The sequence below is a fragment of the Aeromonas bivalvium genome, from assembly GCF_046078285.1.
GTDB classification, from domain to species: Bacteria; Pseudomonadota; Gammaproteobacteria; order Enterobacterales; family Aeromonadaceae; genus Aeromonas; species Aeromonas bivalvium.
The window spans coordinates 66,865-85,348 of record NZ_JBGXBV010000002.1 but is presented as its reverse complement, the minus strand read 5'-3'; the positions used below and the strand labels follow the sequence as shown (position 1 = coordinate 85,348).

At 62.9% G+C, this 18,484-nt stretch carries 13 protein-coding genes; 4 read left to right on the top strand and 9 right to left on the bottom strand.

Annotated features, from left to right (window positions below; genetic code table 11):
- Positions 1–194: 194 nt before the first annotated feature.
- Genes ACEUCR_RS07560 through ACEUCR_RS07550 form a run of 3 tightly spaced genes read left to right on the top strand, consistent with a single transcriptional unit; the run spans position 195 to position 4,503 of the window.
- Entirely contained in the window at positions 195–1,982 is a 1,788-nt protein-coding gene (locus ACEUCR_RS07560; protein ID WP_408789638.1) for an assimilatory sulfite reductase (NADPH) flavoprotein subunit, read from the top strand.
- The gene (cysI, locus tag ACEUCR_RS07555) at positions 1,982–3,694 is read left to right on the top strand and encodes an assimilatory sulfite reductase (NADPH) hemoprotein subunit (protein ID WP_041992826.1); all 1,713 of its coding nucleotides are present in this window, start codon (positions 1,982–1,984) and stop codon (positions 3,692–3,694) included. Before ACEUCR_RS07560 ends, cysI begins: the two co-directional genes overlap by 1 nt.
- Before the next feature lie 50 nt (positions 3,695–3,744).
- Positions 3,745–4,503 carry a phosphoadenylyl-sulfate reductase gene (locus tag ACEUCR_RS07550; protein WP_408775180.1) on the top strand — a complete coding sequence of 253 codons (759 nt, stop codon included), beginning with the start codon at positions 3,745–3,747 and terminating at the stop codon, positions 4,501–4,503.
- A 69-nt stretch (positions 4,504–4,572) separates the two neighbouring features.
- On the opposite strand, the gene ACEUCR_RS07545 is transcribed toward ACEUCR_RS07550, so the two are convergent.
- From ACEUCR_RS07545 to ACEUCR_RS07525, 5 genes are all read right to left on the bottom strand, one after another.
- Entirely contained in the window at positions 4,573–5,046 is a 474-nt protein-coding gene (locus ACEUCR_RS07545) for a 2TM domain-containing protein (RefSeq protein WP_111874104.1), read from the bottom strand.
- A 179-nt stretch (positions 5,047–5,225) separates the two neighbouring features.
- The gene (gene proX / locus ACEUCR_RS07540; protein WP_041992820.1) at positions 5,226–6,197 is read right to left on the bottom strand and encodes a glycine betaine/L-proline ABC transporter substrate-binding protein ProX; all 972 of its coding nucleotides are present in this window, start codon (positions 6,195–6,197) and stop codon (positions 5,226–5,228) included.
- Positions 6,194–7,345, bottom strand: coding sequence for a glycine betaine/L-proline ABC transporter permease ProW (proW, locus tag ACEUCR_RS07535; protein ID WP_408789213.1), 1,152 nt, complete (start codon positions 7,343–7,345; stop codon positions 6,194–6,196). Before proW ends, proX begins: the two co-directional genes overlap by 4 nt.
- Complete coding sequence (proV, locus tag ACEUCR_RS07530) at positions 7,342–8,538, bottom strand: glycine betaine/L-proline ABC transporter ATP-binding protein ProV (protein ID WP_392443953.1); 1,197 nt, start codon at positions 8,536–8,538, stop codon at positions 7,342–7,344. Before proV ends, proW begins: the two co-directional genes overlap by 4 nt.
- Before the next feature lie 538 nt (positions 8,539–9,076).
- Positions 9,077–10,060 carry an MsnO8 family LLM class oxidoreductase gene (locus ACEUCR_RS07525; RefSeq protein ID WP_041992812.1) on the bottom strand — a complete coding sequence of 328 codons (984 nt, stop codon included), beginning with the start codon at positions 10,058–10,060 and terminating at the stop codon, positions 9,077–9,079.
- Positions 10,061–10,205: 145 nt separating this feature from the next.
- Between ACEUCR_RS07525 and ACEUCR_RS07520 the strand changes: the two genes are divergently transcribed.
- Positions 10,206–13,139, top strand: coding sequence for an HD domain-containing phosphohydrolase (locus tag ACEUCR_RS07520; protein WP_408789209.1), 2,934 nt, complete (start codon positions 10,206–10,208; stop codon positions 13,137–13,139).
- Positions 13,140–13,146: 7 nt separating this feature from the next.
- Here the strand turns inward: ACEUCR_RS07520 and ACEUCR_RS07515 are convergent, their stop codons facing one another.
- From ACEUCR_RS07515 to rpmA, 4 genes are all read right to left on the bottom strand, one after another.
- A complete protein-coding gene (locus tag ACEUCR_RS07515; protein WP_408789206.1) occupies positions 13,147–14,823 on the bottom strand; it encodes an AMP-binding protein in 1,677 nt (558 codons plus the stop codon).
- A 236-nt stretch (positions 14,824–15,059) separates the two neighbouring features.
- Positions 15,060–16,430, bottom strand: coding sequence for a YjiH family protein (locus ACEUCR_RS07510; RefSeq protein WP_041992807.1), 1,371 nt, complete (start codon positions 16,428–16,430; stop codon positions 15,060–15,062).
- 394 nt (positions 16,431–16,824) lie between these two features.
- The gene (cgtA, locus tag ACEUCR_RS07505) at positions 16,825–18,027 is read right to left on the bottom strand and encodes an Obg family GTPase CgtA (protein ID WP_041992805.1); all 1,203 of its coding nucleotides are present in this window, start codon (positions 18,025–18,027) and stop codon (positions 16,825–16,827) included.
- Positions 18,028–18,213: 186 nt separating this feature from the next.
- Complete coding sequence (gene rpmA / locus ACEUCR_RS07500; protein ID WP_041992803.1) at positions 18,214–18,471, bottom strand: 50S ribosomal protein L27; 258 nt, start codon at positions 18,469–18,471, stop codon at positions 18,214–18,216.
- Positions 18,472–18,484 lie beyond the last annotated feature (13 nt).

Below are 18,484 nucleotides of genomic sequence, written 5' to 3'. Positions count from 1 at the left end.
AGCGGGAGCTGCCACTCTCCCTTGACTCAGGATCAGGACACTCTCCCGACGCCACCATGGGCGCCATCCCGCATCCAGCGTCCGTCCGACTCTTCTTAATGCCTCAATCGAATAAAAAAGACATTTTTATTCTTTGTTGTTATCCATCGTACCCCTTACCCTGACCAAAAATCAGACCATGGAAGACGTGTGTGATGCAAGTGACGGACTCTTTGACCCAGATAACCCCCCTCTCCGATGAGCAGCAGCGCCAGCTGAGCCAGGCCCTCGCCACCCTCAACAGCCAGCAACTGACCTGGGTCAGCGGCTACCTCTATGGTCTGGCCCAGGCCGGTGGCGGGGTGGCGGCGGCGCCGATCCCGGCCGCGGCGGCCGGCGGCAGCCTGACCATTCTGTACGGCTCCCAGACCGGCAACGCCAAGGGGGTGGCCAGCGCCATCCACCAGCAAGCCCAGGCACAGGGACTGCCGGTGACCCTGGTCTCCATGGCGGACTACAAGCCCAAGCAGCTCAAGAAGGAGACCCACCTGCTGGTGGTGGTGAGCACCTATGGCGAGGGCGAGCCGCCCGAGCCCGCGGTGGATCTGCACGAGCAGCTCAAGAAGGGCAAGCTCGGCAAGCTCGACGGCGTCAAGTTCGCCGTGCTGGGGCTGGGGGACAGCTCCTATGAATTCTTCTGCAAGACAGGTCAGGATTTCGATGGCTGGCTGGCCCAGGCCGGCGGTGAGCGCATCGCCCCCCTCGCCAGTCTGGACGTGGATTACGAGGCCGGCGCCAAGGCCTGGACCGAACAGGCCCTGGCCGCGGTCGCCGCGACCCTGAATACGGGCCCGACCGGCTCTGTGGCTGGCGCCGTCAAGGCGGCCGTGGGTCACCGCCAGTTCGACAAGGCCAACCCCTTCCCAGCGCGCCTGTCAGTCAACCAGAAGATCACCGGCCGCGACTCCACCAAGGACATACGCCACATCGAGATCAGCCTGGAAGAGTCCGGCATCCATTATCAGCCCGGTGACGCCCTCGGGGTCTGGTTCGACAACGACGCCGATCTCGTGGGGGAAGTGCTGGCCCTGGCGGGTCTCACCGGTGACGAGCCCGGCGAGCATGGCTCCCTGCGCGCCGCCCTCACTCGCCACTACGAGCTGACCCGACTGCACGGCGGCTTCATCACCGGATTGGCCGAGATCTCCACCGATGCGGCGCTCCATGACATCGCCGGTGACAAGGCCCAGCTCAATGCCCTGGTGGCTTCCGCCCAGGTGGTGGATGTGCTCAAGCGCTTCCCGACCGCCCTTGGCGCCGAGCAGCTGACCAGCCTGCTGCGCCCGCTCACGCCCCGCCTCTATTCCATCGCCTCCGCCCAGAGCGAAGTGGAAGAGGAGGTCCACCTGACCGTGGGCGTGGTGCGCTACCCCCAGGAGGATGGCACTGTGCGCAGTGGCGCCGCCTCCTCCTATCTGGCCGACAGGCTGGATGACGGGGCCGAGGTACGGGTGTTCGTGGAGCACAACGACAACTTCCGCCTGCCGGCCAATCCCGATACCCCCGTCATCATGGTGGGCCCGGGTACCGGCATAGCCCCGTTCCGTGCCTTCTTGCAGGAGCGGGACGCCATCGGTGCCTCCGGCAAGAACTGGCTCTTCTTCGGCAACCCCCACTTCACCCAGGACTTCCTCTATCAGGTGGAGTGGCAGCGCTATGTGAAGTCGGGCCTGCTGTCGAAGATCTCCTTGGCCTTCAGCCGGGATCAGGCCGAGAAGATCTATGTGCAGGATCGCCTGCGCGAGGCGGGGCTTGAGCTCTACCAGTGGCTGGAAGCCGGCGCCCACTTCTATGTGTGCGGCGACGCCAACCACATGGCCAGGGATGTGCAGGAAGCCCTGCTGGATGTGATTAGCGAGCACGGCCACAAGAGCCGTGAAGAAGCAGAAGAGTATTTGAGCGAATTGCGTCGTGCCAAACGTTATCAAAGGGATGTCTATTGATGAGCAAGCAACTTATTCCGGGACCGGTCGAAGGGCCGCTGGCTGACAACGAACGCCTCAAGCGCGAGAGCAACTTCCTGCGCGGCACCATAGAGCAGGATCTCAAGGATCCCCTCACCGGCGGCTTCAACGGCGACAACTTCCAGCTGATCCGCTTCCACGGCATGTACCAGCAGGATGACCGCGACATCCGCCCCGAGCGCGCCGCCCAGAAGCTCGAACCCCTGCACAACGTCATGCTGCGGGCCCGTCTGCCGGGCGGCATCATCACCCCGGCCCAGTGGCAGGTGATCGACAAGTTCGCCGAGGAGCACAGCCTGTACGGCAGCATCCGCCTGACCACCCGCCAGACCTTCCAGTTCCACGGGGTACTGAAGCGCGACATCAAGCTGATGCACCAGACCCTCAACAGCACAGGCATCGACAGCATAGCCACCGCCGGGGACGTGAACCGCAACGTGCTCTGCACCAGCAACCCGGTGGAGTCCGAACTGCACCAGGAGGCCTACGAGTGGGCCAAGCAGATCTCAGAGCACCTGCTGCCCAAGACCCGTGCCTACGTGGAGATCTGGCTGGACGGCGAGAAGCTTGGTGAAGACGAGGAGCCCATCCTGGGTTCCAACTACCTGCCGCGCAAGTTCAAGACGACCGTGGTGATCCCGCCCCACAACGACATCGATGTCCACGCCAACGATCTCAACTTCGTTGCCATCGCAGATGGCGGCAAGCTGGTGGGCTTCAACGTGCTGGTGGGCGGGGGTCTGGCCATGACCCACGGCGACACCAGCACCTATCCGCGTAAGGCGAGCGATTTCGGCTTCATTCCGCTCTCCCACGTGCTGGACGTGGCGGCCGCCGTGGTCAGCACCCAGCGCGACTGGGGCAACCGGGTCAACCGCAAGAACGCCAAGACCAAGTACACCCTCGAGCGGGTGGGCGTGGAGGCCTTCAAGGCCGAGGTGGAGCGCCGCGCCGGCATCGCGTTTGCCGAGAGCCGCCCCTATGTCTTCACCAGCCGTGGCGATCGTTTTGGCTGGGTGGAGGGGATCGACGGCAAGCATCACCTGACCCTGTTCATCGAGAACGGCCGCCTGCTGGACTTCCCGGGCAAGCCCCTCAAGACCGGCATGCTGGAGATCGCCAAGATCCACCAGGGGGATTTTCGCCTCACCGCCAACCAGAACCTCATCATCGCCGGGGTGCCTGCCGGCGAGAAGGCCCGCATCGAAGCCCTGGCCCGTCAGTACGGCCTCATCGATGATGGCGTGAGCGAGCAGCGCAAACAGTCCATGGCCTGTGTGGCCCTGCCCACCTGCCCCCTGGCGATGGCCGAGGCCGAGCGCATGCTGCCGGCGTTTGTCACCGACATCGAAGGGCTGCTGACCAAGCACGGCCTGGCGCAGGATGCCATCATCTTCCGGGTCACCGGCTGCCCCAACGGCTGCGGGCGCGCCATGCTGGCGGAGGTGGGTCTGGTGGGCAAGGCCCCCGGCCGTTACAACCTGCACCTGGGCGGCAACCTGGAGGGGACCCGCATCCCCCGCATGTATCAGGAGAACATCACAGAGCCGCAGATCCTGGCAGAGCTGGATGCCCTCATCGGCCGCTGGGCCAAGGAGCGCAACCAAGGCGAGTGCTTCGGCGACTTCGTGATCCGTGCCGGCATCATAGCCCCCGTGGTCAACTCCGCCGTGGACTTCTACGCCGCCTGATCCCAAGGGCGCCGCGAGGCGCCCGTTTCTTCACAGAGCGAGACACAGAGATGACACTGGATCTGACACAACTGCTCACCCTCTCCAAAGAGGAGCAGGTCGCCGCCCTGGCCCCCCACAACCGCGAGCTGGAGGCCATGAGCGCCCCCGAGCGGGTACGCTGGGCCCTGGCCAACCTGCCGGGACAGCACATCCTCTCTTCGAGTTTTGGCATTCAGGCGGCCCTGATGCTGCACCTGGTGAGCCGCGAGCAGGCCGATATCCCCGTGGTGCTGACCGACACAGGTTATCTGTTCCCCGAAACCTACCGCTTCATCGACGAGCTGAGCGAGCGCCTCGCCCTCAACCTCAAGATCTACCGGGCCGAGCTCAGCCCGGCCTGGCAGGAGGCCCGCTTCGGCCTGTTGTGGGAGCAGGGGGTGGAGGGGATCACCCGCTACAACCAGCTCAACAAGGTGGAGCCCATGGACAGGGCCCTGAATGATCTCGGCGCCCAGACCTGGTTCTCGGGCCTGCGCCGGGAGCAGTCCGGCAGCCGCGGCAAGCTGCCGGTGCTGGCCATCCAGCGCGGCCGCTTCAAGTTCCTGCCGGTCATAGACTGGAGCAACAAGGACGTCTTCTACTACTTCAAGGAGCACGACCTCCCCTACCACCCCCTGTGGGAGCAAGGCTACCTGTCGGTGGGCGATGTCCACACCACCGCCAAGTGGGAGCCGGGCATGAGCGAGGAGCAGACCCGCTTCTTCGGCCTCAAGCGCGAATGCGGCCTGCACGAAGAGAGTGGCGAGAGCGACGGCTCGGGGATCTGATCCCGCCGCCCCCAATACAAACGCCCGGGTCATCCCGGGCGTTTTCATGGCTCGACACAGTGGCAAGGATTAGAGCTTGCGCCCGAGCCGCCTCTCGACCTGGCGTCGCTCCCAGTCGGGGCCGAGCCACTTGGGCAGCTTGAACAGGTTGAAGGCGTGGGCCCCCAGCCCTATGCCCCAGCCCAGCATGGGCCACCAGGCCCAGATATGTCCCGGGCTGGTCACCAGGTTGATGACCCAGAGCAGGCAGATCACCAGCCCGTAGCTGATGAGGTGGCCGTAGAACCCCTTCAATCCCTGCACAAACTCCATCGCCTCGCGCTCGTCCGGCGCAACGCCTTGCGCTCCCTTGGTTTCACTCATCTCGCTCTCCTGCAGTTGACTGATGTCGAGTTCGAAGACGGCGGCCAGGGCCTTGAGGGATTCGAGACCGGGGGCCTGGCCCCCCTCTATCCGTTGCACCGTGCGGACACTCAACCCGGACAGGGTGGCCAGTTGATCCTGTGACCAGCCGCGCTGCAATCTCAACTTCCTGACGATCATCGATGAACTCCTTGTGGTAGTGACGAGAGCAAGCGTACCCGGCTTAGGCGAAATCCTTGACGACAGCGACCCGACATTCGGGTGACAGTCATTGCAGATCAATATCTTATAGCCGATTTACCCGGATGAAAAAAGCCCGGCACACAGGCCGGGCGGGGAGAGTGACGGGGGGATGGCGCCTAGTTGGCGGCCCGCGCCGCCGTGAGCCACTGCGTGACCAGGGCCTCGTGCCCCTTGAGCCAGGCGTCGGCATGACGCGCTATATCCGCCGGCTTGTTCTGCCCCTGCTTCATCAGGCTGTTCTGGATATTGATGTCATTGATGGGCAGCTTCATCTGCGCAAACAGCGTAGCCGCCGAGGGGTTCGCCTCGGCGAATGCCTTGTTGGCGACGATGTGCATGCTGTTCATCTCGAAGCCATAGTTCTTGCCATTGGCCAGCTTGGTGTCGCCCTCGCGGCCATCCGGCAGGGCGGTGAAGGGCACCTCCAGCCAGACCACATCCTTGCCCGGCACCAGTTCACCGCTCACCCAGTAAGGGGTCCAGGTGTAGTAGAACACCGGCTTGTGCTCCTTGTAGCGGGTGATGGTGTCGGCAATGATGGCCGCGTAGTTGCCCTGCTGGTGGGTCACCGTCTTGTCCAGCTCGTAGGCCTTGAGCTGGTGGTTGATCACCCCCTCGCAGCCCCAGCCCGGGTTGCAACCGGCCAGATCGGCCTTGCCGTCACCGTCGCTGTCAAACAGGGCCGCCAGCTTGGGGTCCTTGAGCTGGGCGATATTGGTGATGCCGTACTTGTCGGCGGTCGCCTTGTCGATGAGATACCCCTGGGCCGCACCGGTCACATAGTCCCCATGGCGGTAGAACTTGGCGTCCCCACCCGACTTCTCGTACTTGTCCTTGTGCAGCGGATTCCAGTTGAAGGCGAGGAAGGTCGCATCGCCACTGGCGACCGAGGCATAGCCCACGTTGTAGTCCGCCTCCTTGGCGGGCTTGACGTCATAGCCAAGCTCCCCCAGCAACTTGCTCACCAGCAGGGTCTGGAACGCCTCCTCCGGCACGTTGCTCTGAATGGGCTGCACCAGGGTGGCGGCCATGGCGGTCGAGCTCAGCAGCAGGGTGCTCAGGGTCAATCCCTTGGTGATGGTTCTCATAATACTTCTCCTTTGGTGTGAGTCTGATGATGGCGCCCGAACGGGGCGAGCAGCAGGCCGACGGGGCCTCGTTGATACCAGCGCCCGACGCGCCCGCCCCCCGACTGGCCCATGGCCTGGGTGAGGCGATCGAGCACTATGGCCAGCAGCACTATGCCAAGACCACCGACCGAGGCCATGCCCATGTCGAGGCGACCTATGCCCCGCAGCACCATCTGCCCCAGACCACCCACCGCGATCATGGAGGCGATCACCACCATGGAGAGGGAGAGCATGAGCGACTGGTTGACCCCGGCCATGATGGTGGGCATGGCCAGGGGCAGTTGCACCTTGAACAGCAACTGACGCGGGCTGGCGCCAAATGAATGGCCCGCCTCGATGAGATCCGCCGGGACCTGGCGAATACCGAGAATGGTCAGCCGTATCATGGGGGGCAGGGCGAAGATGATGGTCACCACCACTCCGGGCACGTTGCCGATGCCAAACAGCATGACGATGGGGATGAGGTAGACGAAGGCCGGCGTGGTCTGCATGGCATCGAGCAGGGGCCGGGTCCAGGCGGTGGCTCGCTCGCTGCGCGCCAGCAGTATGCCGGTCGGCAGGCCGATGACCATGCAAAACAGCAGGGAGGTCATCACCAGGGCCAGGGTCACCATGGCATCAGACCAGACACCGATGAGGCCTATCGCAACAAGGGAACCGAGCGCCCCCAGAGCCATGGCGCCGCTGACCAGCTGCCAGGCAATCAGGGTCAGCAGGAGCACCATGATGGCGGAGGGCACGGTTTGCAGCGCCTGGGTCAAGGCGTTGAGGGTCACCTCCACCGGCGCCCTGATGATCTGGAACAGGGGGCGAAAGTGGGTGACCAGCACGTCGATGCCCTGCTCCACCCAGGCATCGAGCGGCAGCCAGGCCTGCTGGAAGGGATCCAGGGGGTCGAAGGCGGGCCCGTCATCGGCCTCGGCTATTTGGTCTTGCCAGTCATTACTGGCCACGGCGGTTTGAGTGGTGCTGCCCCAGGGATCCGCTTCGCTCTGGCTGGCGGGGGCGCTGGCCCAGGGATCCTCGGGCGCACCGGCGGCGTCGGCCCAGGCCGGTTGGCTGGCCAGCAGCAGCGTCGCCAGCCAGAGGGATATCAGCTGTTTCATGCCGGGGTACTCCTGTCCAGGGTGTTGAGCAGACTGGCCTTGGAGATGAGACCGAGATAGGTGCCATCTTCCTCGACCACGGGCACCTGGCAGGGGGCCGCCGCCACCTGACTGATCAGTTCGTGCAAGGGAGTATCCGCCAGCAAGGGGGGGATCTCCCCCAGCAGGGCCTGATCCAGGCTGCCCTTGCTCGCCACGGCGCGATCCAGGGAGTCGAGGGAGACGACACCGACGAAGCGCCGGCTGCGATCCACGACATAGCCGAACTCTCTCTCCTGCTCCTTGAGCTGGCGCAGGGCATTGGCCGGGCCATCGGTGACATGCTTCTTGATGAGGGGCATCTGCTTGCGGCTGACGATATCCCGGGCGCTGAAGACGTTGGCGAGATCCACCCCGCGAAAGAAGGCGCGCACATAGTCGTTGGCCGGCTGGCTCAGGATCTCGTCCGGGGTGCCCACCTGGATCACCCGGCCATCCTGCATGATGGCAATGCGATCGCCGATGCGCATCGCCTCGTCCAGATCGTGGGAGATGAAGATGATGGTGCGCTGATGGTTCGCCTGCAGCTTGAGCAGCTCATCTTGCATCTCGGTGCGGATCAGGGGGTCGAGCGCCGAGAACGCCTCATCCATCAACAGGATATCCGGGTCGTTTGCCAGGGCGCGCGCCAGGCCGACCCGCTGCTTCATGCCGCCGGAGAGGGCATCGGGGTAGGCGTGCTCCCAGGTATCCAGGCCAACCTGGGCCAGGGCCTGATGGGCACTGCGATGGCGCGTCGCCAGGGGGACCCCGGCCAGCTCCAGACCGAAGGCGGCATTGTCCAGCACCGTCAGATGAGGCATGAGTGCGAAGGATTGGAACACCATGCTGATCTTGTTGCGACGCACCTGGCGCAGGGCCTCGTCCGAGATGGTGGCAATGTCTTCGCCATCGATCAGCACCTGGCCACGGGTCGGCTCGATCAGGCGATTGAGCAGCCGCACCAGGGTGGATTTTCCGGATCCGGACAGCCCCATCACCACGAAGATCTCGCCCTCATGGATCTGCAGGTTCACGTCATGAACGCCGAGAGTCTGCCCGGTCTTTTGCAAGATACCGGCGCGATCCTCTCCCTCTTCCAATAGTTTGAATGCCTTGTCAGGCTGATCGCCAAAGATCTTGTACAGGGTCTTTACTTCCAGTTTGACTGTCATGTTGCCCTTTTTTAATGGATGACTACCGTAGCGCCATGGAGTGACCATGGCGCAATTCCATTACTACACTAAACACTTTACAGGAACATTAAAAGGGTAAATAGCCACTACGATACGGTGATACATTCATAAGCTCATGATTTAAAGCTATTTAACAGCTGAAGAGAGATATCAGATCTCTGCCCTCATCGTTAGCCTAGTAATGAAATTTCAATTTTTTGTTTAATGATCTAAACATTAATTTACCCATGGGTCGCTGCGGGCCAGAAGGGACGGCGAGCAGGCCCTTGCGAGCGCCGGCACCTGACAGGCAGCCCACTGACCACTCGGCAAAAACACGAAAAAAGTCACGCTCAATGCACGAACGTCGGTGAAATACCGGAAAACATACTGGAAATCAGGCGCTGACAGAGAAGGGATTGGCGCTGACTCGGGAAGGTGAACGGATGGGATGACAGGGGCTGGAAAGGGTTGAAAGCGAAGGAAGGGGACGGCGATCACCCGGCCCATGGCGCCAGGTGATCGCCGGAGCAGAGACTTAGAGGGACTGCATGACTCGGGCCCCCAGTTCGAAGGAGCGCAGCCTGGCCTCCTGATCGAAGATGGGGCCATTGAACATCAGCTCGTCGGCCCGGGTCTCGGCCAGCAGCGCCTGGATGCCATGGCGCACCGCCGCCTCATCCCCCACCAGGGAGCGCGACAAGGTCTTTTCCATCGCCACCAGCTCATGGGGAGCCCAGCCGGTGAGCTCCTCCACCGGCGCCGGCAGCTCACCCGCGTCCCCCCGATAGAGACGTAGGAACTGCTGCTGCACCGTGCTGAACAGGAAGCGCGCCTCGGCCGTGCTCCGGGCGGCGATCAGATTGACACAGACCAGGGCATAGGGCTTGGGCCAGCGGGCCGAGGGGCGATACTGGCTACGATAGATCTCCAGTGCCTGGGACAACAGAGCCGGGGCAAAATGGGAGGCGAACCCGAACGGCAAGCCCATGGCCGCCGCCAGCTGGGCGCTGTAGAGGCTGGATCCGAGCAGCCAGACGGGGAGATGGAGCCCGAGCCCAGGCACGGCGCGCACCGGGCCCGCCTCATCCCCGAAATAGGCTATCAGTTCGGCCACGTCGGCGGGAAAATCATCCACCTCACCGCTGCGCTGGCGACGCAAGGCCTGCATGGTACGCTGATCCGAGCCGGGCGCCCGGCCAAGACCGAGATCGATCCGATCCGGATAGAGAGAGGCGAGCGTGCCGAACTGCTCGGCGATCACCAGAGGGGAGTGGTTGGACAACATGATGCCACCCGCCCCGAGGCGCAGGGTGCGGGTACCGCCGGCCAGGTGACCGATGAGTACAGACGTGGCCGCACTGGCGATGCCGGGCATGTTGTGATGCTCCGCCAGCCAGTATCTGTGATAGCCCCAGGCCTCGGCCTGCTGGGCCAGCGCCAGGGAGCGGCGAAAGGAATCGGCGGGGTGAGAGCCGACGGGAACGGGTACCAGATCCAGTACCGAATAGGGAACGCGCATGACTCACTCCTGGGAGGGGAAAGGGCTCACTCTATCATTAGCTCTAAATGAGACACAATCATTCCCTCACTGGCGATCCTGATGTCATGAGCCACACTCATTGCTGGTCAACCATGGATGAATGACCATCACAAGGATACGGATCATGAGGCTAACCGGTGCACGACGCCGCCCCTTCTACGTGCATATCGCCACCCTGTTTATCGGCCTGTTCGGCCTGCTCGGCGCCCTGTTGATACTACAGCAGTTCGACCAGCATAGAGCCCTGGGCATGGCTTATGAATATCGCAGTTTCCAGCAGTATCGCGACCAGCTGGCCCTGGCACTGCGACTCAACGAGCGCCCCGCCCGCACCAGCCTCTCCCTGCTGGCGGCCGGGACACTGATGCAGGCCCAGACCCAGGAAGCCCGGCTCGCCTTCCTGCCCCAGCTGACCGAGGCACTGGCCAGCAACCACGGCTATGGCGCCATCTTTGTCGGCTATGAGAACGGGGATTTCTTTCTGGTTCGCCCCTTGACCGACAGGGTCAAGGGGCAGCTGGGCCCTCTGCCCGAGGGGAGCAGCCTGCTGGTGCAGAGCCTGGTCGGCGGCAGGGGAGAATACCTCTACTATGATGCCCGCCAGCAGCTGATCGCTCGCACGACCGTGGCAGACTACCAGTTCGATCCTCGCGCCCGCCGCTGGTATCAACAAGCCCTGCGCAGCAGCGGCATCGCCAGTACCCCGCCCTATCTCTTCTTCACCACCCAGGAGCCGGGGATCACCCTGGCCATGGCGAGTCGGGACAAGAAGGCGGTGATCGGCATCGATGCCAGTGTCGAGCGCATCTCCACCCTCATCGGCAAGATACAGCAGGAGGGAACCCTGCTGGTGCTGTTCGATCATCACGGCACCCTGCTGGCAACGGATCCGGCCCAGCTGCCCGGCTACGAGCGGCTGAGGGTCTTGCCCAAGATCTCGAGCCTCAACGATCCCGTCTTCACCCTGCTGCAGCGTCGCCTCAGCGCCGAGCCCACCCTGCTTGATGGACATAGCGCCCTGACCCTGGACGATCCAGAGCGGGGGGAGTGGCAGGTCAATCTCTCCCCCATCGGCGAGGGATCCCCCTTCTACCTGGGGCTGCTGATCCGCAGCGAGCGCCTGTTCGCGGGGGCCAAACAGCAGGCCTTGCACAATCTTGGCAGCGCCCTGCTTGCCCTGTTGCTGCTGCTCCCCATCATCTGGCTGGTGGCCAGACGCACCGCCATGCCCCTGCGGGCCCTGACCCGGGAGGCCGAGCGCATCCAGCATTTCGATTTCAGTCAGGGAGAAGATCCCCACTCCGCCATCCTGGAGATAGACGATCTCTCCCGTACCATGTCGGGCATGCGCCTGACCCTGGGCAACTTCATGAACATAGGTCGGGCACTCGGGGCCGAACACGACGTCGATGCCCTGTTCCAGCGGGTGCTCGGCGAGACCATAGCCGCGGCGGGCGCCAACGGCGGGGCCCTCTATCTGGTCGTATCGGGGGAATTGCATCCGGAGCGCGCCTTCTGGCGGGGCCAGCCGCCGCAGCGGATCGATGGCGCCCCCCTGCTGCGCCCCGTGTTGCGCGGCGAGCGGGTGAAGCTGGTCCTCGAGGCCGGGCTCTGGCAGCGCCATCTCGCGGGCTGGGGTGACTATCCGGGTGAGGGGCATCTGGTGGCCGAACCCCTGCATGATCATCATCAGGAGGTGATCGGTTGCCTGCTGATCCTGCTGCCTCCCTGCTCGCCCGCCGAACTGGGCGCCCGCATCAGCCTCATCGAGGCGCTGGCCGGCACCTCGGCCTCAGCCATCGAGAACCAGCGCCTGCTGGCGGAACAGAAGCGGCTGCTGGCGGCCTTCATCGAGCTCATCGCCGGCGCCATCGATGCCAAGAGCCCTTACACGGGCGGCCACTGCCAGCGGGTGCCGGAGCTGACCCGGTTGCTGGCCGAGGCGGCCAGCGCCGAGCGGCAAGGCCCCTTCGCCAGCTTCAACCCGAGCGAACAGGAGTGGGAGGCCATCCACATTGCCAGCTGGCTCCATGATTGCGGCAAGGTGACCACCCCGGAGTTCGTGGTCGACAAGGCAACCAAGCTGGAGACCCTCTACGATCGCATCCATGAGGTACGCACCCGCTTCGAGGTGCTCAAGCGCGATGCCCACATCGCGGCCCTGAGCGAGCAGTTGACCGAGGCGCAGCAGAGCGCGGCCCGGACCGCCGTACTGCCGTGCTGGGCCGAGCTGGATGCGGAGTTTGCCTTCGTGGCCGAGTGCAACCAGGGGGGGGAGTGGATGGCCCCCGAGCGGCTCGAGCAGTTGCAGCGCATCGCCAGTCGCAGCTGGTGGCGCACCCTGGACAACCGGCTCGGCCTCGGTACCGAGGAGCTGGGGCGCTACCAGGGCGCCCCGGCTGCCCTGCCCTGCCGCGAGTCACTGTTGTCCGACAGGCCGGAGCACAGGATCCCCCGCAGCCAGGATGAGCAGCTGAACCCGGACAATCCCTGGGGCTTCAAGGTGGCCGTGCCCGCATATCGCTATGATCGCGGCGAGCTTCACAACCTCGGGATCCGTCGAGGCACCCTGAGCGAGGAGGAGCGCTACAAGATCAACGAACACATCATACAGACCATCAAGATGCTGGAGCGGCTGCCCTTCCCCCGCCACCTCAAGCAGGTGCCCGAGATAGCCGGCGGCCACCACGAGAGGATGGATGGCGGCGGCTACCCCAGGGGACTGACCCGGGAGCAGATGAGCATACCGGCCCGCATCATGGCCATCGCCGACATCTTCGAGGCCCTGACCGCCAGGGATCGCCCCTACAAGTCGGGCAAGTCCCTCAGCCAGTCCCTCGCCATCATGAGCCAGATGGCCGACGAGGGGCACATAGACCCTGACCTCTTCGCCCTCTTCCTGCGCAGCCGCATCTGGCAGCACTATGGCGAACGCTTCCTGGAGGAGAGCCAGTGTGACCGGGTCGATCTGGTCGCCTTCCTGCCCCCGGCCCAACGCGGGCAAGCAGGCGCCCACACCAGGCCAGCCCGCCGAGCCAGCAGGGAGGCGCCTCCCTGAGTCGCGGCTAGTGCCCGCCCAGCTCGGCGCTCATCAGCTCCTTCATGCGAAATTTCTGCAGCTTGCCGGTCACCGTCATGGGGTACTCCTCCACGAAGCGGATGTAACGGGGCACCTTGAAGTAGGCGATCCGCGCCGACAGGAAGTGCTTGATGGCCTCTTCATCGGCATCGCAGCCGGGCCTGAGCTTGATCCAGGCACACACCTCCTCCCCGTAGCGATCGCTGTCGATGCCGAACACGGCGGCATCCTGCACCGCCGGGTGGTCGTAGAGCCGCTCCTCCACCTCTCGCGGGTAGATATTCTCACCGCCACGGATGATCAGCTCCTTGCTGCGACCGACGATCTGCACATACCCCTCTTCGTCCATCACCCCTATGTCGCCCGAATGCAGCCATCCCTCGGCGTCTATGGTCTCGGCCGTCTTGGCCGCGTCCTGCCAGTAGCCGCTCATGACGCCGTAACCCCGGCAGCAGACCTCCCCCTTCTCGCCGATGGCAACCGTCTCGCCACCCGGGCTGACCAGCTTGATCTCGGTATGACCTATGGCCCGGCCCACCGTGGTGACCCGCTTGTCGAGGGGGCAATCCACCGCCGTCATATGGTTGATGGGGCTGCACTCGGTCTGGCCATAGGCGATGGTCACCTCCCTCATGTGCATCAGGGTCTGCACCCGCAGCATCAGCGGCTCCGGGCAGATGGCTCCCGCCATGATGCCGGTGCGCAGCGAGCCCAGATCGAACTCGGCAAAGTGCGGCAGCTCCAACTCGGCGATAAACATGGTCGGCACCCCGTGCAGGGCAGTGCAGCGCTCTTCCTCCACCATCTGCAAGGTGGTCGCGGGGTCGAAGGATTCGGCCGGAAACAAGGCACAGGCCCCCACGCTCAGACAGACCAGATTGCCGAGCACCATGCCAAAGCAGTGATAGAGGGGAACAGGGATACAGAGCCTGTCCTGCTCCGTCAGTCCCATGCCGGCGGCGACCAGCATGCCGTTGTTGAGAATGTTGTGGTGGCTCAACGTGGCCCCCTTGGGGCTGCCCGTGGTGCCCGAGGTGAACTGGATATTGATGGGATCCGAGGCCCTGAGTCCGGCAGCCACCCGCGTCAGATGGTCAAGGTCCGCTTCATCCCCCAGGGTCTGCAGGTCGCCGAAATTGAGCATGCCAGGGCTTTTGTCCTCTCCCAGCCGCACCACCCAGGACAGGGTCGGCAAGGCGGCCGCCTTGAGTGCTCCCGGCTCGGCACTGGCCAGCTCGGGGGCCAGCGCAGCCAGCATGGCGAGGTAGTCGCTGCCCTTGAACCGGCTCGCACAGATGAGGGCACGGCAGCCGACATTGTTGATGGCAAATGCCAGCTCTTCCTGGCGATAGGCGGGATTGATGCAGACCATGATGGCGCCGATACGGGCGGTGGCAAATTGCACCAGGCACCACTCTATGTTGTTGGGAGACCAGATGCCGACCCGATCGCCGGGGCGGATCCCGATGGCCAGCAGGCCTCTGGCCAGCCTGTCTATCTCGCGGACGTACTCCTGCCAGTTCCAGCGGATCTGCTGGTGACGCACCACCACGGCGGGTCGCTCCGGGAAGCGGCGCGCCATGGTGTGCAGGTATTCACCTATGGTCTGTTCGAGCAGGGGGGCGTCGGTCGGGCCGGCGCGATAGCTGAGTGGTGCGGACATGAAGGCTCCTTGCCATGAGGGGAACGAGTGGCCTAAGGCTCGGCTGGCGACGTCTCGCGGTCGAATGTTACGTTAGTGTAAAAACATGGAAATTCAACGCCCACTTTGGTCTAAGCAGGCCATCGGCAGCCCGGAGATCCACAAAAGGAGGATCCGATCACAAAGTGGAAAAGTGCCATAAAAAACGGCCAACCCTGGGGTTGACCGTTTTTCTGACAAAATCTAGTGACAAATGCTTAGAACAGCAGGTGCGCTACCCCGGCTATCACGGGCAGGGTCACCAGGGTACGCAGCAGGAACACCACGAACAGCTCCCACAGCTTGACCGGGATCTTGCTGCCCAGCAGCAGGGCACCCACTTCAGACATATAGATGAGCTGGGTCACCGACATGGCGGCGATGACGAAGCGGGTCATCTCGCTCTCTATGCTGGAGGCCAGGATCGCCGGGATGAACATGTCGGCAAACCCCACCACTATGGTCTTGGATGCGGCTTCCGCTTCCGGCAGTTGCAGCAGCTCGAGCAATGGGATGAAAGGAGCCCCCAGCCAGTTGAAGATGGGAGTGTGCTCGGCCAGCAGCAGGGCGCAGGTTCCGATCGCCATCACCACGGGCAAGACCCCAAACACCATATCCAGGGCATTCTTCACCCCTTCCCGGGCCACGGCCCCCAGATCGTTGACGCTGTCGGCCTTCTTGAGGGCACGCTCGAAGCCATAACTCACTAGGCTATGCTCGTGGGGTACCGCCTCCTGCTTGCGGCACAGCGGGGTGCCGTCACTGTAGACATCCTTCTTCCAGGAAAGCGGCGGCAGGCGCGGCACTACGATGGCCGCCACCACGCCGGCCAGGCAGACCGTCAGATAGAAGGGTACAAACATGTGCTCCAGCTTGACCTGGGAGATCACCACCAGACAGAAGGTGATGGAGACGGCGGAGAAGGTGGTGCCGATGACGGCGGCTTCCCGCTGGGTGTAGAACTTGCCTTCGTACTGCTTGCTGGTCAGCAGGATGCCGACACTGCCATCGCCGAGCCAGGAGGCGAAGCAGTCCACTGCCGAGCGGCCGGGCAGACGGAACACGGGGCGCATGATGCGGGTCATCAGGGTGCCGATGAACTCAAGCAGTCCGAAATCCAGCAGCAGGGGCAGCAGGAGACCGGCGAAGATGAACACGGAGAACAGCACGGGCAGCAGATCGTGCAGCACCAGTCCCCCGGTGGCATCGGATCGCAGCGCCTCCGGCCCGACGCCGAAGAAGACCAGCAGGGCAAAGATACCACCCAGCACCCGTACGCAAGCCCAGAAGGGGGAGACATTGAACAGGGCATTGAGGAAGGGACGACGCACCAGGATGGCAGGCTTGAACAACCAGGCGACCAGGGTCAGCAACATGGTGGTGGTGATGAGACCACTCACCACGGCCACCAGGGAGTCGGCGAACACGGCCTGCACCGTCTTGGCCAGCACGGCCACAGGTATGGTGATATTGCCGTCGTAGAGCACCGGGGTCATGAACAGCAGGATCCCGATGAGTGACGGGACCAAGAACATCAGCAAGTTACGGCGGGTATTCACCGTGGGGGCATCGAGAGTCTTTTCCAGCATGGTATTACAGCCTTAATGTTACTTTTCCTTAGCCAGGTCGCCTGCATACTCATGCCCCGCCCAGCAAAACGGGCGAAAGAATACTCCAAAAAAACGCACAAACAAGCTTTTAATGCATTATTTTCAGCATAAGTATTTTCACAGACGAAGCGTCCATCAGAACATACCCAAACAGATATGCATATTGATTCACACCAAAGTGTTAGCATATTGTTTCAGTCAGGTTGCGTTCAGGTGCGCAGTATAACCAGCTGAAGATGCCAGGCAAGAACTGGCATCACAAATCCCACAATTGGCGCGCTTCGAGTCCATCGCTATCCCTGGACACCTCGATAAAAAAACCGGAGTCCGTTGCCGGACTCCGGTATTCATGCGATGACACGAAAGGCGACTATCAATCGCGGACGTAAATGACCTCTACCCCGTCATCATCGTCTTCATCCCAGTCATCGTCGCCAAGGGATTCATCGAAGGCACGGGAGGCCGCCGCTGCGTCCGCTTCGGCCTGGGCCAGCTGGTTCTTGTGGTAGTCATCCCACTTGAACTCCACCTTCTCGATGGCGTCTTTGGCATCCTGCTCCAGCTGACGAGGCATGGTGTCCAGCAGATCCAGGATGTCGTAGCACAGCTTCTTGGTGCCTTCCTTGCTAATGGCCGTGATGGCGTAGACAGGACCTTCATGGTTCAGGGCCGCCTTGACACGATCCATCACCTCGACCGCTTCCTCTTCCAGGATCAGGTCCATCTTGTTGAACACCAGCCAGCGCGGCTTGTTCGCAAGCTCAGGGCTGTACTTCTCCAGCTCCCGGACTATGGTGAGGGCATTTTCGGCCGGATCGGAACCATCCACCGGGCAGATATCTACCAGATGGATCAGCACGCGGCAACGCTCGAGGTGCTTGAGGAAGCGGATCCCGAGACCTGCCCCCTCGGCGGCGCCCTCGATAAGACCCGGGATATCGGCGATCACGAAGGAGCGGGAGTTCTCCCCGCGCACTACCCCCAGGTTCGGCACCAGGGTAGTGAAGGGGTAGTCGGCCACTTTCGGACGGGCGGCGGAAACGGCGCGAATGAAGGTGGACTTGCCCGCATTGGGCAGCCCCAGCATGCCGACGTCAGCCAGCAGCAGCAGTTCCATTTTGAGGCTGCGCACCTCGCCCGGAGTGCCGTTGCTCTTCTGGCGCGGCGCCCGGTTGACCGAGCTCTTGAAACGGGTGTTGCCAAGGCCGTGGAAACCGCCCTTGGCGACCAGCAGCTTCTGGCCATGATGGGTCAGATCGCCGAGCAGCTCACCTGTATCCTCATCGCTGGCACGGGTACCGACCGGCACTTTCAGGGTGAGATCCTTGCCGCGGCGACCGGTACAGTTCGCACTCTGGCCGTTCTCGCCACGCTCGGCGGCATGAAAACGCTCGAAACGGTAGTCGATCAGGGTGTTCAGGTTCTCGTCGGCGATCAGGTAAACGTCGCCACCATCGCCACCATCGCCACCATCCGGGCCACCGTTGGGGATGTACTTCTCACGGCGAAAACTCACACAACCGTTACCACCGTCACCGGCATCGACTCGAATCTGGACTTCATCAACAAACTTCATAGGTAACCGTCACCTTAATTCGAAAAACCGATACGCAATTATAGTGGTACAGGCCCCTGCGGGCGATACGCATCTGGATGATGGCGCCTGCGGCAGACCATCGGCGTCCCGTTTTTTCGTGCAAATGCTGTATAAAAACAAAAGCCCCGCCATACTGGCGGGGCCTCGGATCCTTGCGGTCCGTAATTACTCAGCAACGATGCTGATGTATTTACGATTCTGCGGACCTTTAACTTCGAACTTCACCTTGCCATTCGCGGTTGCGAAGATGGTGTGGTCCTTGCCCACGCCAGCGTTCTCACCGGCGTGGAACTTGGTACCACGCTGACGAACGATGATGCTGCCAGCCAGTACAGTTTCGCCGCCGAAGCGCTTCACGCCGAGACGTTTGGCTTCTGAGTCGCGACCGTTACGGGATGAACCGCCAGCTTTTTTATGTGCCATTTTTCAGATTCCT